At 45.3% G+C, this 16,296-nt stretch carries 13 protein-coding genes; 1 reads left to right on the forward strand and 12 read right to left on the reverse strand.

Going from position 1 to position 16,296, the window contains the following annotated elements; genetic code table 11:
- Positions 1 to 11: 11 nt before the first annotated feature.
- From AB6E08_RS00840 to AB6E08_RS00850, 3 genes are all read right to left on the reverse strand, one after another.
- Positions 12 to 395, reverse strand: a complete 384-nt coding sequence (locus AB6E08_RS00840; RefSeq protein WP_017101051.1) for a hypothetical protein — start codon at positions 393 to 395, stop codon at positions 12 to 14.
- A gap of 199 nt (positions 396 to 594) precedes the next feature.
- Positions 595 to 2,298, reverse strand: a complete 1,704-nt coding sequence (locus tag AB6E08_RS00845; protein WP_017101050.1) for a sodium:solute symporter family protein — start codon at positions 2,296 to 2,298, stop codon at positions 595 to 597.
- Between the two features lie 10 nt (positions 2,299 to 2,308).
- A complete protein-coding gene (locus AB6E08_RS00850) occupies positions 2,309 to 2,575 on the reverse strand; it encodes a DUF4212 domain-containing protein (RefSeq protein WP_009844701.1) in 267 nt (88 codons plus the stop codon).
- A gap of 427 nt (positions 2,576 to 3,002) precedes the next feature.
- Here AB6E08_RS00850 and AB6E08_RS00855 point away from each other — a divergent pair, with 427 nt between their 5' ends.
- Complete coding sequence (locus tag AB6E08_RS00855) at positions 3,003 to 4,754, forward strand: potassium/proton antiporter (protein WP_135384682.1); 1,752 nt, start codon at positions 3,003 to 3,005, stop codon at positions 4,752 to 4,754.
- On the opposite strand, the gene AB6E08_RS00860 is transcribed toward AB6E08_RS00855, so the two are convergent.
- The 9 genes from AB6E08_RS00860 to AB6E08_RS00900 form a co-directional block, all read right to left on the reverse strand.
- Positions 4,751 to 5,380 (reverse strand): response regulator transcription factor, encoded by a 630-nt coding sequence (locus AB6E08_RS00860; RefSeq protein WP_012604978.1) that lies wholly within the window; start codon positions 5,378 to 5,380, stop codon positions 4,751 to 4,753. The two genes, AB6E08_RS00855 and AB6E08_RS00860, sit on opposite strands and share 4 nt — an antisense overlap.
- 212 nt (positions 5,381 to 5,592) lie before the next feature.
- Complete coding sequence (locus AB6E08_RS00865) at positions 5,593 to 7,461, reverse strand: protein-disulfide reductase DsbD (protein ID WP_371995664.1); 1,869 nt, start codon at positions 7,459 to 7,461, stop codon at positions 5,593 to 5,595.
- Between the two features lie 175 nt (positions 7,462 to 7,636).
- Positions 7,637 to 8,125: an arginine repressor gene (locus tag AB6E08_RS00870; protein WP_009844705.1), complete on the reverse strand. Its 489-nt coding sequence runs from the start codon at positions 8,123 to 8,125 to the stop codon at positions 7,637 to 7,639.
- A 327-nt stretch (positions 8,126 to 8,452) separates the two neighbouring features.
- On the reverse strand, positions 8,453 to 8,917 hold the full coding sequence (gene pyrI, locus AB6E08_RS00875) for an aspartate carbamoyltransferase regulatory subunit (protein WP_371995663.1): 465 nt from the start codon (positions 8,915 to 8,917) through the stop codon (positions 8,453 to 8,455).
- A gap of 15 nt (positions 8,918 to 8,932) precedes the next feature.
- Positions 8,933 to 9,862 (reverse strand): aspartate carbamoyltransferase, encoded by a 930-nt coding sequence (gene pyrB, locus AB6E08_RS00880; RefSeq protein ID WP_004729720.1) that lies wholly within the window; start codon positions 9,860 to 9,862, stop codon positions 8,933 to 8,935.
- A 515-nt stretch (positions 9,863 to 10,377) separates the two neighbouring features.
- Positions 10,378 to 11,388, reverse strand: a complete 1,011-nt coding sequence (locus AB6E08_RS00885; RefSeq protein ID WP_009844707.1) for an ornithine carbamoyltransferase — start codon at positions 11,386 to 11,388, stop codon at positions 10,378 to 10,380.
- Positions 11,389 to 11,582: 194 nt separating this feature from the next.
- Entirely contained in the window at positions 11,583 to 12,494 is a 912-nt protein-coding gene (gene arcC / locus AB6E08_RS00890) for a carbamate kinase (protein ID WP_009844708.1), read from the reverse strand.
- Positions 12,495 to 12,566: 72 nt separating this feature from the next.
- The gene (gene arcA, locus AB6E08_RS00895) at positions 12,567 to 13,790 is read right to left on the reverse strand and encodes an arginine deiminase (protein ID WP_009844709.1); all 1,224 of its coding nucleotides are present in this window, start codon (positions 13,788 to 13,790) and stop codon (positions 12,567 to 12,569) included.
- 804 nt (positions 13,791 to 14,594) lie between these two features.
- On the reverse strand, positions 14,595 to 16,043 hold the full coding sequence (locus tag AB6E08_RS00900; RefSeq protein WP_017101330.1) for a YfcC family protein: 1,449 nt from the start codon (positions 16,041 to 16,043) through the stop codon (positions 14,595 to 14,597).
- Between the last annotated feature and the right edge of the window lie 253 nt (positions 16,044 to 16,296).

Genomic DNA, 16,296 nt, shown 5'->3' on the forward strand with positions numbered 1-16,296 from the left:
TTCTATCCTTGTTAGCCAAGTGGGGCTTGGACTTGTTGTAGTGTTTGGCTGAGATTCAAAAAACGCGCTTGGCCTTGTGGTTGCTGGCAGTAGTGGCGTTTCAAATAAAATAGTGGTGAGTGAATAGAGTCTAGGCAGATATGACGAAAGGTGAAACTGCGCTCTGGAGACTCAATCGCTTCAATTAAATGGAAGAAAACTTGGCGCAGATACAGCTCGCACAACAAGATGTTTTCTTGGGCGGCATGCTTTTCATAATAAGCCGAAAGCGTGAGTGCGCACTCGATATACTCTCGAATCACAAACGGCTCATGGCCTTGAACTTGTTCTAATGAAGCAAAGCGATCCTGTGCTTTGTAAAACCTCGAATAAAGAACCTGCTGCTCTTTCATCATCTGCATCTCACCAATGAGTGTTAATGATAATTATTATCAAATGAGATTTTAAAAACAACCCTTTGTTTCTCTTTTTATAAAGTGAGTAGGAAAAGAAAAAGCCGATACATGAAGTATCGGCTTTCTGGAGTCAGTACCTAATCCCTACAATGTAAGTACTGATTCATTTTTGCTAAACATCTTTGTTTCGTGGTAGTGCTTAGTGGTCGTGAGCTTCACCAGCACCTTTCGGGTAACGAATGTTCTCAACCATCTCTTGTACATCTTCAGGAACTTCAGTGGTCACTTTGTTCACTGCAATTGATACTACGAAGTTTAGACACATACCTAGCGTACCGATGCCTTCTGGGCTGATACCAAACCACCAGTTTTCCGGTGTGCTTGCTGCTGGGTTAATGAACTTGAAGTAGATGATGTAGCTTGCTGTGAAGGCAATACCTGACAACATACCTGCAATTGCGCCTTCCTTGTTCATCTTCTTGTAGAAGATACCTAGGATGATCGCTGGGAAGAAGGATGCTGCGGCTAAGCCGAAGGCAAACGCTACTACCTGTGCTACAAAGCCTGGTGGGTTAATACCCAAGTAACCTGCACCTACAATCGCGATCATGGCAGCTAAACGAGCGGCTAACAGCTCCTGCTTGTCGGTCATGTTTGGTCTAAAGCCTTTCTTCAACAAGTCATGTGAAATCGACGTTGAGATTACCAATAGCAGACCCGCGGCTGTTGATAGTGCTGCGGCTAAGCCACCAGCTGCAAGCAGTGCGACAACCCAGTTTGGTAGTTTTGCTAGTTCTGGAGAAGCCAGTACGATGATGTCACGGTTAATCTTCATTTCGTTGCGTTCGTCGCCCGAGTAGAACATTTTGCCATCGCCGTTCTTATCTTCCCAACCAACTAGGCCTGTGCTTTCCCAGTTTTTGTACCAGCTTGGTGCTTCTGCTGCTGCGACACCTTGCATGTCTGGGCCGTTAATCGTTTCGATCATGTTTACACGAGCGAAAGCTGCAACGCCAGGTGCTGTTGTGTATAGCAATGAGATGAACAGTAGTGCCCAACCTGCTGAGATACGAGCATCACGTACTTTTGGTACCGTGAAGAAACGAATGATTACGTGTGGAAGACCGGCAGTACCTACCATTAGAGCTGCACAGATGAAGAATACATCTACCATGCTCTTGTTACCTTCGGTATAGGCGGTAAATCCGAGTTCTTCTGTTAGTCCATCCAGTTTATCAAGTAAGTATACATCTGTACCTGATAGCGTTGAGCCCATACCAACTTGTGGAAGTGGGTTACCCGTCATCATGATTGAGGTAAAGATTGCTGGAACAAGGAAGGCGAAAATGAGGACACAGAATTGAGCTACCTGCGTATAAGTGATGCCTTTCATGCCACCAAGCACTGCGTAGAAGAACACAATACCCATACCAATGATGATGCCTAGGTTAATATCAACTTCTAGGAAACGAGAGAATACAACGCCGACACCACGCATCTGGCCTGCAACGTACGTAAATGATACGAAGATTGCACAGAATACCGCTACCATACGTGCTGTTTTCGAGTAGTAACGTTCACCGATGAAATCAGGAACCGTAAACTGACCGAACTTACGTAGGTAAGGTGCTAAACATAGCGCAAGTAGTACATAACCACCTGTCCAACCCATTAGGTAAACCGCACCGTCGTAACCAACGAATGAGATGATACCTGCCATTGAGATGAATGATGCTGCCGACATCCAGTCAGCGGCTGTTGCCATGCCGTTTGCTACTGGGTGTACGCCGCCGCCAGCAACGTAGAATTCACTCGTTGTTCCAGCACGAGCCCAGATTGCGATGCCGATATAGACTGCGAAAGTAATACCGACGAGAATAAACGTCCAAGTTTGAATATCCATGTTCTAGCCTCTAGTCTTCCTGTACGTTGTATTTTTTGTCCAGCTTATTCATGCGAACAACGTAAATAAATATCAACGCCACGAAGGTATAAATTGAACCTTGCTGAGCGAACCAAAAACCTAGCTTAAATCCGCCAAATTGAATGGTATTTAGGACATCCACAAATAAGATGCCTGCGCCATAAGACACCACAAACCAGACTGCGAGTAGTGTTCCCATTATTCCCAAGTTTTCCTTCCAGTAGGCTTGAGCATGTTCCGTAGATTCGAACGCCATTGCCTTCTCCTTTAATTCCGTTTTCGTAGAAACCGTTTTGTGAAACCGTTTTTGTAAAATAGCGTGTTAACGTAATGTTACGATTTAGAATGTAGCAAGGATAAGTCAAGGGATCTGTGCAACTTTAGTCGGGACGCCATTAGCGCTAATGTACTGAAATATGGGAGCTAGGAGACAGAACCATAGAAAAACGTGATGTTGCAATGATGTTAAATTAGCCAAAGGTCTAACAAAGAGGGATGAATTAGAGTGCGAGTCATAAAATTTAACAACTAAATGACCGAGAAACTGTATTTAGCCCTGCTTATGACACGAAGCGAAACATAAGTTTGTTATAGTAACTACGGCACTTTCACCGACCGTGCCTTGCTAAACGGCAAAAGATCAACAGGCTTAAAGCTCGGATTTTATTCTTTGGGGGAACGAATTGGACGCAATAACCATTAACCACTTATTCTTGACTGGTGCCGTACTCATCGCCATCAGTGTACTTTTCTCACAAGTGTCCTCTCGATTGGGCGTTCCTATTCTTTTGATCTTTTTGTTCGTTGGTATGTTAGCGGGTGAAGATGGACCCGGTAATATTCATTTCGATGATTACTCACTGACCTACTTGGTGAGTAACCTTGCGCTTGCCGTGATTCTGTTGGATGGCGGTATGCGAACCAAGGTGGCGAGCTTCAAGGTCGCTTTCTGGCCTTCGCTCTCGCTGGCGACGATAGGTGTCGCATGTACAGCAACCTTAACCGGATTAATGGCGGCTTGGCTGTTTGACTTGTCATTAATGCAGGGCATCTTGGTCGGGGCGATTGTTGGTTCAACCGATGCGGCAGCGGTATTCTCTTTGCTGAAAGGACAGAGTCTCAATGAGCGTGTGGGTTCAACTCTAGAGATCGAATCAGGCACTAACGACCCAATGGCGGTCTTCCTGACGGTGACTTTAATTGCGCTGTTAGGCAACCCTGACGCTGAGATGGGAATGAACTTCCTACTGCAAAGTTTTGCGATGCAGTTTGGTATCGGTACTCTTGTTGGTATTGGCGGCGGCTGGGTTCTATGGAGCTTAATCAATCGAGTACAACTGGCTGATGGCCTTTACTCCATTCTGGTACTCAGTGGGGGCGTGGCTCTGTTTGCGTTCTCTAACATGCTTGGCGGTAGTGGCATCTTATCGATTTACCTCGTAGGTCTGTTCATTGGTAATCGTCCGACGCGTTCTCGACACTCTATCCTTAATGTTCTTGATGGCATGACGTGGCTAAGTCAGATCGTGATGTTCTTGGTGTTGGGTTTATTGGTGACACCATCGACCTTAATGGACATTGCACTTCCTGCGTTAGCACTGGCTTTCGGTATGATTTTGTTTGCTCGTCCAGTGTCGGTTTGGTTGGGTTTGCTGCCGTTCAGAAGCTTTACCACCAAGGAGCGCTGGTTTGTCTCTTGGGTCGGTTTACGTGGTGCAGTGCCGATCATTTTGGCGGTTTTTCCGATGATGGCTGGCCTGCCAAATGCCCAACTTTACTTCAACATCGCCTTCTTCGTGGTTATGGTTTCGCTGATTGTTCAGGGCGGTAGCTTGATGAAAGTTGCGAGGTTGGCTCAGGTGACCTTACCACCGACACCGACACCGATTTCTCGTACCGGCATGGAGATTTATCCGACCAGTGAGTGGGAGATGTTTGTCTACAAGCTGAAAGAGGAAAAGTGGTGTGTTGGTGAACCGCTTAAGCGTTTGTCTATGCCTGAAGGGACGCGAATTACGGCGCTGTTTAGAAAAGATGCTTTGCTTCACCCATCGGGCAGCACTGTGTTAGAGGCGAACGATATTCTCTGTGTGCTTGGCCAAGATAAAGACCTAGATAGCCTAAGTGCGCTATTCAGTGAGGCTCCTCTAGCTGAAGAGGCCGCTCGATTCTTTGGTGATTTCTTCTTGGATGTCGAACTATCGGTTGCAGCAGTCAGTGATTGTTATGGCATTGAACTGGGCTCGGAAGAAGAGCGAGAAATGACGCTAAAACAATTGGCTGAGCGAGAGCTTGGTGCCCACCCTGTATTAGGCGATAGTTTTGTGTGGCATGACATTACTTGGGTGGTTGCAGAGATAGATGATCATAAAGTCGTCAGGTTGGGTTTATGTTTACCAAAGACGACTTTAGAAGAGGATATAAGCGAAGCCTAGTTGTGGACTTCTTGTAGCAAGATAACTGCTTGAGTTCGGTTTTTCACATCCAGTTTACGGAAGATGGCTGTCATATGTGCCTTGATAGTCGCTTCCGAAACATTCAATTCATAGGCGATTTGCTTGTTCAGTAGGCCGTCTGAAAGCATCCCTAACACCTTGTATTGCTGAGGCGTCAGTGTGGAAAGCTTTTCCGCAAGGTCGCTACAGGCTGCATTATTGGTGATAAGCCCTTCAGGAAAGAACGGGTCGCCATTCAGCACTTGATTCAGTGCACTGACCAATTCACGCATATCACTCGACTTAGGAATGAAACCAAACGCACCGTGGCTTTTCACTTGAGTGACAACGCTGGCATCCTCGCTGGCTGATATCACCACGATCGGTAAATCTGGATATTCAGCACGCAGTTGAATTAAGCCCGACATCCCGTTTGCTCCCGGCATTTTAAGGTCGAGAAGTAACAGGTCTGGTTCATCTTCTTTTTTTAGTAGAGTCAGTAAGGCATCGAGAGAATCAGCCTCAAGCAGGTTCGCACCGCTGATAGCCATATGAACTGACTGAAACAGGGCGTTGCGAAAGAGAGGGTGGTCATCAGCAATGATGATGGTATAGGTCGAGTCCATGACGTTCATACTTTTAACAATTTAGTTAATATTTATTATCATCCTGATTGAGTATGTGGACAATATTTATGCATTAAAAGTCTGAACCATATCGACTTTTATCCCCAGAATAAGAAAGCGTTACTCTGAATAACAAAAAAGCCGCACAGCCATCTCGTTACGGAGGGGCGGTGCGGCTTTCGTTAGTGCTTGTATTTAGACGAATGTCGTCGCTATAGCTGGTGGTCTTGCATGTGTTTTAAGAATACATCGGCAGGCATAAAGCCCGTCACACGAGCATTTGGAACATGGTTACCCTTGCCGTCCCAGAACTCAATGGTTGGTAAGCCGAGTACCTGCAATTGTTTAAGTAGTTCAATGTCTTGAGGCATGTTTCTCGTTACGTCAGCCTGAAGCAGGACGAAATCAGAAAGCTTGTTCTCAACATCAGCTTGGTGGAAGGTGTACTTCTCAAACTCTTTACATGCCACACACCAATCGGCGTAGAAATCGAGCATCACTGGCTTGCCGAGTTTCTTCGCTTCGATGAGCTGAATTTCTAACTCTTCAACCGTGTTGACGCGCGCAAATTGGATATGCTGTTGCTCTACCGTTACGCTCTTCTCTGCAAACCAGTAATTTAAGGCAGGTTGCGCTGAAGCGAACAGGCCGAGCATCGCGATGATGCCCACTGCGCTCTGCTTCCAGCCGCCGAATGGCAGTGCATTCTTGCTGTGGTAAAGCCAACCAAAGGCGATGAAACCAAGCCCAGACCAAAGCACGGTTGCCCATAATTCAGGGATAATACGCTCTAGTAGGAAGATAGGGGCTGCCAGCAAGATAAAGCCAAATACGATCTTAACCTTGTCCATCCAGCTACCTGCTTTCGGCAGAAGCTTATTACCAAATACCGCAACCAAGATCAGCGGGATACCCATACCCATGGCTAAGGCATACAGAGCAATCGCACCCGTTAATAGGTCGCCACTTTGAGCCACATACAGCAGCGCACCTGACAATGGAGCTGTGGTACAAGGTGAACACACCAAGCCAGAGATAGCACCCATCGCGAACACGCCCAAGGTATTGCCGCCTTGCTGTTTGTTACTTTGATTGTTAAGCCAAGTTTGGATACTGCTTGGAAGTTGCAGGTTATAAACGCCAAACATCGACATGGCTAATGCCACGAACAGAACACTCAGCGCGATTAATACGTAAGGATGCTGCATGGCAGCTTGGAACTGCATGCCTGCTGAAGCAACCACTAAACCCAATAAGGTGTAGGTCAGCGCCATGCCTTGCACGTAGATGAAGGACAGCATCAGCGCACGACCTTGGCTGAGCTTGCCGCCACCTAGCACAATACCCGTTAGAATCGGATACATAGGCAGAACACACGGCGTAAAGGCTAAACCCACACCGAGTGCGAGGAATAATAATGGAGTCCACCAACTGTCACCGAGCTTATCGGCTAAGCCTGCTTCTTTTGAAACGGGAGCATTGGTTTGTTGAGTGGTATTGCTTGCTGCGTCAGTGGTAGGAGAAGAGGCTTGTACTGAATTGTCAGCTTCACCAGCTGCATCAGAAGAACCTTGTAAAGCACCACTGTTTTGCTCATCACTGCTTTTCATATCCCCAGAACTCGTCGCAGTAAACGGTTCAATGTCGATTACTCGGATCTCTGGTGGGTAACAGAAACCAGCATCTGCACAGCCTTGATACTTAACGATAAGCTGTGAGCCATCTTGGTAACTCTGTAGAGGAACTTGCACGAATAACGGCTGAGTATAGATGCTCACCTCACCGAAGAATTCATCTTGGTGTGGTTGGCCATTTTCCATTTCAACATTGCCGATAGTGAGATTTTGGCCAGTGAACGAGAGGCTATGTTGATAGAGGTAGTAGCCCTCTTTTACTTGCCAGTCGAGAAGGACCTTGCCGTCTTGCTGGTAGTAATTGAAAGGGAAAGCTTGGTCTACAGGGACAAAACCGTTGTTATTGCCTCCGAAGCTTGGCTCGGCGTTGTCGTTTCCAAAAAGCGCCCACGCAGGCTGGGTGAACAGGGAAACACAAACAAAAAGTAATGTGGCAAGTCGTCGCATACTATTTAGTCATCAAAATGGAGTTGAAGGTATCTTAACTCAATCAGACCGTAATAGTTTGTGATTAGTTTCATCGGTAAACAAATATCCCCTAAGGCGGGTGGGCTATTTTCTGGGGCAGTCGAGAGAGTGTCAGTCGCTCAACATGAGTTGTCAGCTTTTGCCAATAAGACATTTAAGCCACTCCTAAGCGTGCTCTTACTACTTGTTCGCAAGCATCTATATTCGTGGTGTCTTTCGGAATAATTAACACCGTGTCATTGCCGCCAACCGTACCGATAATCTCGGTATGTGGGTCGATATCAACCAATCTTGCGACCAACTGTGCGCAACCAGGGTTTGTTTTTACGATCACCATTGCTTGGTTGTGAGTAATTAATTCGATTTGTGATGAGATTGACGCATCGACACGTACCGGTGCGCTTTCTACGGTGATGCAGTAAACCTTTTTGCCACAGGCGTTCTGGATTTTGACAACACCGAGTTGTGACAAAATACGAGACACAGTCGACTGGCTAATGCCTGTATAACCAATGTCGACGAGTTTCTCTCGCAGCTGGTTCTGGGTCGAGAAGCTTTGCTGTTGTAGTAAGCGTTTGCACGCTGCGGTCAGTGTTTTATCTTCAGCTGAATACAAGCAACCGTGCTCAGTGATTTGGTTCATGAACAACTCCTTAAGGTCAACGTGTTGATATCGCTTGTCCATAGCGCAGAACGCACTCCCAAAGCCGTAGAGTACGATTGTTAATTAGGGCTTACCGATGAATCCCGAAATAAATAGGAAGGGTATGCGTGATGTATGATCTTCTATTCATCCAGTCTACCACTAAAGAATAGTTATCTTTTTGAAGGTGATCACCAAACAAAATTCTGGTTATTTGCTTTTTTTGTGGAGTTTTATTCTTTAGGTAAGTGGATATTTATTCCGGGTTAGGAATAAATATCCATGTAGTTTGAGCGGTTTCTTTTACGAAGGTAAGAGCGCTAAGGGCTAGCGGATTTCACTCATGATCTCGCGAGAGAATACTTTTTCACAATAGTGACATTTTAGTTGGACGTTTTCGTGTTTTAGCTGCACTTTAAAGCTACTTTCAACGGGTTCACCGTGCGAAATACAGTTGCTATTCGGGCAAGAGTACACACTGTTGTTTTGGTCTGGCAGTACTAATGTTAGCTTATTAACCACCTTGTACTCTTCAATCTGATTTACCGTCGCTTGCGGCGCATACAGAGCCAATTGGTTGGCTTGTTCCTTGGTCAGAAAGATGTTCTCAATCTTGATCAGATCTTTATGACCAAGCGCAGATGATGGCAGATTCAACCCCATGGTGATGCGTTGTTCTGTTTTGTGTAGCTTAAACAGTTTGAGGATTTTGATACCAAGATGAGCAGGGATGTGGTCAATCACGCTGCCGTTACGGATCGCTTCTACTTGTAGCTGAGTTTGTTTAACCATGACTGTTTCTCCTGCTTATAAAGTGTCGTTAAGAACTAGGGCCAATAGGGCTTCGCGAGCGTATACACCGTTTTCAGCTTGTTCAAAGTAGTAAGCGTGTGGCGTTTTATCTACGTCGGTTGTGATTTCATCGACGCGTGGTAATGGGTGAAGCACCTTCATGTTCTGGCGTGCATCTTTCAAGGTATCGGCCGTTAGAATGTAAGCCGACTTCATGTGCGCGTATTCTGACGCATCAAAGCGCTCTTTCTGTACGCGAGTCATGTACAGGACATCCAATTCAGGCACCACTTCTTCAATGCTGCTGTGGGTGCTGTATTGGATGCCCATCTCTTCCAATTCTTCACAGATGTAATCAGGCATCGCTAACACTTCTGGCGCGATAAAGAAGAAACGCACGTTATTGAATTTTGATAGTGCTTGCGTCAAAGAGTGTACGGTACGGCCATATTTTAGGTCGCCGACGAAAGCCACATTGAGGTTATCGAGCGTGCCTTGCGTTTCGTAAATCGAGAACAGATCCAATAAGGTTTGCGTTGGGTGTTGGTTTGCACCGTCGCCACCATTCACAATTGGCACACCGTTAGAAAATTCAGACGCTAAGCGCGCCGCGCCTTCTTGTGGGTGACGCATCACAAAGGCATCCACGTAAGATGAAATCACTTGAACGGAATCGGCAAGTGTTTCGCCTTTTTTCGCCAGCGATGTGTTGCCGCCATTATCAAAGCCGATGACTGTGCCGCCAAGGCGTTGAACTGCGGTTTCAAATGAGAGGCGAGTTCGAGTTGAAGGCTCAAAGAAGCAGCTCGCAACGACTTTATTTTTCAGCAGCTCAGGGTTTGGTTCTGCTTTGAGTCTTGCTGCAGTATCGACGATAAGCTCCAGTTCATCACGAGATAGCTCTGGAATGGAGATGATGTGCTTGTTAAATAACGAATGCGCCATAACGGGTCTTCCTTTTTCTATGCATACAGTCAAATTGCGGACAAAAAAAAGCCCCCTAAAAATAGGAGGCTTCGAAATGATCAATAGAGCAAAATAAAAATGACACCAACGCCGTTCTAAGGCGTATTGGCTGACAATCATGTGCGAAAAAATTGCGGTTCATTTTTTGCTCTCTTAAGACAAATTGCGGAGGATTATACTCAGATAAAAAGGCCATGCAATACTTTCTGTAAAGTATTCATTTAATGGATTTTTATGCGAGATTACGTCCATTTTAAACTCCCATTTAAGTCTTTGTTGGGGCTGAGACTTACAGGGTTTTCCAGGAAATTATCTCTTCAACCGCATGAAAAAAAATGCGAGTTTTATTCAAGGTCAAAATCCCAAGAACGCCACCCGCATTTCCCTGTCATTGCACTTAACTTATCAACGTATTTCGAACAAGTGAGTGCCTAGCTTCTTAATTTTTAACGTCTTAACTGTTTAGTTTCTTAGTTTCTTAGTTTCTTAGGTAATTAGCTGCCTAATGTCGCAACCATTACTGCTTTGATGGTGTGCATGCGGTTTTCTGCTTCATCGAACACGATAGAGTATTCAGACTCAACCACTTCATCCGTCACTTCTACGCCATCTTTAAGCTGAGGATATTCAGCAGCAAGCTGTTTGCCTACTGTGGTATCTTCGCCGTGGAAAGCAGGTAGGCAGTGCATGAATTTCACATGTGGATTGCCTGTTGCTTTGATCATGTCCATGTTGACTTGGTAAGGCATCATTAGGTTGATACGCTCAGCCCATGCTTCTTTCGCTTCGCCCATTGATACCCAAACGTCGGTGTATAGGAAGTCACAACCTTGCACGCCTTCTTGAACATCTTCTGTTAGCGTGATTTTGCCGCCAGTGTGTTCTGCGATTTCACGACATTGAGCTAATAGCTCTTCTTCTGGCCAGAACTGCTTTGGAGCAACAAGGCGAATGTCCATGCCCATTTTCGCAGCGCCAACCATTAGAGAGTTACCCATGTTGTTGCGAGCATCACCTAGGTAAGCAAACTTGATTTCATGCAATTGCTTGCCACGGCCGTATTCCGTCATAGTTAGGAAGTCAGCTAGGATTTGTGTTGGGTGGAATTCGTCAGTCAGGCCATTCCACACAGGAACGCCAGCGTAAGCGCCTAGCTCTTCAACGATTTCTTGACCAAAGCCGCGGTATTCGATGCCATCGTACATACGGCCTAGAACGCGAGCGGTGTCTTTCATTGATTCTTTGTGGCCAATTTGAGAGCCAGATGGGCCTAAGTAAGAAACTCGAGCACCTTGGTCGAATGCTGCTACTTCGAATGCACAGCGAGTACGAGTTGAGGTTTTTTCAAAGATAAGCGCAATGTTTTTGCCAGTCAGTGTTGGCTGTTCGTAACCGTTGTACTTCGCTTTTTTTAGCTCCATAGAAAGATCTAACAAGTGTTGAATTTCGCGTGGAGTGAAATCTAGTAGTTTTAGGAAGTTACGATTGCGTAGGTTAAAAGCCATGATGTATTCCTTCTTAGATTTAGGCGCTTCCTTGTTACAGGGAAATAAAATTCAAGAAAGCGCGATTCAATTTTTAGTTAAAGTTGTTCGGTTTTGTTTGTTTCGTTTAATCTGTTTTCGCAAGCTTTAAAAGCTTTCAAGACTTAAGGTTCTCAAGCTTTAAGTTTTTCAAGATGATAAAGCTCGCTAGTGCATTAACCTTTGGTGATATTGGTGCCCGCTTGGCCTTGCAGGATTTGCAAACCATCTTCGAGTGCGCCGATACCCACTACTTTGCCGCCTTGCTGAATGAACTCGCACGATGCTTCAATTTTTGGCCCCATTGAGCCTGCATCAAATGTAAACTTCGCCAATTCACTTGGTGTAGTACTGCGCAGTGCGTGTTGAGTCGGTTTGCCCCAATCAAGATAAACAGCGTCAGCATCGGTCAGAATAAGTAGTGCATCCGCATCCAATTGTTTCGCCAAGAAAGCCGCTGACATGTCTTTGTCGATAACCGCTTCAACGCCGACTAATTTGCCATTTTCTTTTTTCACTGGGATGCCACCACCGCCAGTACAAATTACGAGGTGACCTGCATCGATAAGTTGAGTGATCGCTTCGTGTTCAACAATGCCAGTAGGGCGTGGGCTTGGCACTACTCGACGGAAATGTTGACCGTCTGGTTTTACGATCCAGTGGAATTTCTCCGCTAACTCACGCGCTTCTGCTTCTTCGTAGATCGGGCCAATTGGCTTAGTTGGATCTGCGAATGCAGGATCGTTTGGATCAACGGTCATTTGCGTCAACATGCATGAGATGTTGCGGTCAGGCAGGTAGTTTTTGAACTCTTGCATCAGCATGTAGCCGATCATGCCTTGAGTCTCACTGCCCAATACATCCAATGGATACGGGTTTACTTTTTTGTACTCCAAACCTTGCAGAGCAAGTAAGCCAACTTGTGGACCATTACCGTGCACTAGAACCACGTTGTACACTTTCGCGATTTCAGAGATGGTTTTAACAGCCGTTTCAATATTACGGCGTTGAACATCGGCTTCTAACGGCTCACCGCGACGAAGTAGGGCATTACCGCCGAGTGCAACAACAACAGTTTGCTTAGTCATAATTGTGTTCTCTCATTTTGGCCAAGTTGAGATTATTTAAGGTCGTTCAACTTGGCCGTTTCGTCTTAGTGATTAGATACCATCACGCTCAATTGGGCAGCTCATGCAGCGTGCACCACCGCGACCGCGACCAAGTTCGTCTCCTGGAATCGGAAGAACCGTGATGCCTGCTTTGTCGTATTTTTCGTTGGTGTATGTGTTGCCTTCGTAGCCAATAACAACGCCAGGTTTAACCGTTAGAACGTTGTTTGCATCGTTCCACTGCTCACGTTCTGCATGGAAGTTGTCGCCACCCGTTGTGATTAGGTTTAGCTTGTCTACGCCAAGTGCTTTCTCGATAGCTGTTACGAAGTAGCCTTCTTCTTTCACTTTCACTGCGCCTGACTCATCGCCAGTTAGGTTCCAGCACTGCACGTCTTTACTTACCACTTCAGGGTAAACAGAGAACGTATCTTCGTTCATGTGAGTCATCACGGTGTCTAAGTGCATGCAAGAACGGTGTTTTGGTAGCTGCATTGCGATAACTTGTGTCGCTTGACCGTGTTTGAATAGGCTAGACGCTAAGTGTTCAACACCTTGTGCTGTTGTACGCTCAGACATACCGATAAGAACCGCGCCACGGCCGAGAACAAGAACGTCACCACCTTCGATTGTTGAGTTGTCGTAGTTGATGTTTTCTTCATCACCGAAGTATTTAATGAAGTCTTCGCCTGCGAATGTTGGGTGCCAGCGGTAAATAGCGCGAACGTGGTTTGTTTCACGTTGACGAGCAGGTTTCGCCATCGGGTTGATAGATACGCCACCGTATACCCAGCAAGATGTGTCACGAGTAAATAGGTGGTTTGGTAGAGGTTCGATAATGAAGTCAGTTGGTGCGTGCATGCCTTGCATCATTGAAGATGATTTCATTGGCATTTCAGCGTAAGACAGACCGCCCGTTAGGATTTTTGCTAGCTCTAAGTTTGGTAAGTCGCCCAAGTAGCAGCGCACATCATTAGCGAATGTTTTACCCAAACGGTAATCAGATACCTGGCAGCTTAGTAGCCAGTCTTTCGCTTCTGGCACTGCTAGTGTGTCTGCTAGTAGGTCAGTAAGAAGAAGAACTTCAACACCCTGATCACGTAGCGTTTTAGTAAATGCGTCATGCTCTTTACCTGCGCGCTCAACAGCCAGTACGTCATCAAATAGTAAATCGTGACAGTTAGAGGGTGTTAGGTGAGTCAGTGCGCGTCTTGGGCGGTGAACTAGAACACGGCGCAATTGACCTATTTCAGAACCTACATAGAACTTACTCATGATCGTCTCTCTCTTATATATTTGAATTACTTTTATCGCTAAGAGTAATTATTTATTTTCAGTGGAGAATAATGAATTATTTTATTCATATCTCTTGTCTGGAATTAATATTACGCCTGCTACTCAGGTATTCTTAGAGATCTATCACAAATCGTTTTTTATCCCGCAGCCCTTTAAAATTAAGGGTTTTAACAAACTTTATGCACTTTTAGTCATGACGATTACATTCTAAATAGTTAGCTGTTAGGGAACTTTATGCACGCTTTTTTGATGAACCTTCCTAGAATCAAAATTGTTAGGGATTATATGCATAATAGTTTTATTGATAAGAATGTACTTAGCTTGGAAGTATGCAAAGTTTCTATTTAGATATTTAATTTTGGATGTGAAATTAATTATTTATTAACAAAATAAATGCGAATAAAGCTGTTGTGGTCACACTTTATAATTGGTTTTTTTAAGCCAGTTTTCTAAAAAAATAGCTTTTATTTCCCCTTTGGTTATTACAAGGTGAATAACTTTAAATATAATTAACGTTAATAAATGACTAAATATCTTTATAAACATAATGGAGAGGGATGGATTATTTTTTATTAGCCTTAACATCAATATTAAAACGTTGATTTACGCTTTGTCGAAGGTGTCCTTGGGTTGTTTAAGGTTGGCTGATGAGGTTGGCTATAGAGAGGCTTAAAATAGAGTGTGTGCAGCTCGTGAGGTTGTTTTGGGGACTGGCTCTGAGGGAGATAGCAATAAAAAAGCCGCTAAGAAAGCGGCTTTGAACGAGAAGGTGGTGTGTAGGTTTTAGATAAGCGCACCAATACTTAGTACAACGATGCAGAACACCATCAAGATTCCGATTAATGGCATCACCCATTTAACCCAGCGCACGTAAGGGACACGAGCAATCGCCAAGCCGCCCATTACCACTGCAGAGGTTGGAGTGATTAAGTTGACCAAGCCAGATGCAGATTGGTAAGCGGTGATAACAAGGTCACGACCTACGCCAGCAAAATCGGCTAATGGCGCCATGATTGGCATAGTCAGCACTGCTAGACCAGAGGTCGAAGGTACTAAGAATGACAGTAGAATTTCTAAGAAGAACATCACGTTAATGAAGACAACTGAAGAAAGGCCAGTCACCATTTGTTCTGCTGAGAAAAGAATAGTGTCGGTGATCATACCGCGGTCCATTACGACTACGATACCACGTGCGATACCTATGATAAGCGCAACGCCCAGTAGGTCTCGAGCACCGTCAATGAAGCTAGTTGTGAACTCTTCCTCGCTCATGCGAGACACAATACCGACAATAATAGTCGCTGCTAAGAACATCGCGGAGATCTCTGCCATCCACCATCCAGCAACGGATACACCGTAAATCATGACAGCGAAAGAGCCACCAAAAATGGCCAGGATCAGTTTGCGAGTCGCGGTGAACTCCAGTTTTTCACCACTTGCGTTGCCAAGGAAGTGCGCTTTGTTCTCTTCGTATTTGTCGTAAACAATCGATGTTGTTGGATCGGCTTGTACCATTCTTGCGTAGTGCATGACGTAGGCGACACAGATACCCCAACCAATAATCAGCATTCCAATACGCAGCGCGATACCGTCGGTAAATGGAATACCAGAGGCGTTGGCAGCAATAACGGTCGCGAATGGGTTAATGGTAGAGCCTAGCACCCCAATGCCCGCGCCAAGCAATACCGTCGCAGCCGCAACTAGAGGGTCAAAGCGAGCTGCCATCATTACTGGTACTAGTAATGTATAGAATGGCAGTGATTCTTCCGCCATGCCGTAGACGGTACCGCCAGCGGCAAACAATGCCATCAGTATCGGTATCATCAACTCTTCTCGCCCCTCTAAGCGGGCGGTAACGCGCTCGATGCCAGCATCAATGGCACCCGTTTTGGTTACTAGCCCTAAGAAGCCACCAATGATTAAGATGAACAGCGAAACGTCGATAGCCGCGGCTTCATAGCTATTGTGGTCGTAGAAGCCATCAATAGGCGCTAGCAGTACATCAATCACGCCTTGAGGGTTACCTTCTACCGCTTGATAGGTTCCGGTTACGGGTACTTCTCGGCCTAGCTCTTCATTCATTGCACGGTCGTATTGGCCTGCTGGAACAATCCAGGTAAGCAGCGCGACGAACGCAATCAGAATAAATAGAATGGTGTAGGCAGAAGGAAATTTAAAGTTGGCAAAGAAGCCGCCCTTTTTTTTCTCGCTTGGTATCGTTTGAGTTGTCATGGCTATCTCCTTACATCATCTTAAATAGAAGTGATGTGAATTAGCGACTAATGATTTATAGATTGTAAATACACGGACACTTATAAAGCACTCAACGATATAAAGTTGCTGACTTTAAATTAAGGTTGTTTTTATATTTACCAATCCAAATGAAGTTAGATTTAATTTAGCTGCGGTTATTTTATTCCTTACGTAAGTATTTAAGTTTGGTGCTGTTCACAAAAATAATGGCTAATGAAAGGGCTGAAAATGG

The organism is Vibrio sp. 10N.247.310.24, from assembly GCF_041467175.1.
GTDB classification, from domain to species: Bacteria; Pseudomonadota; Gammaproteobacteria; order Enterobacterales; family Vibrionaceae; genus Vibrio; species Vibrio tasmaniensis_A.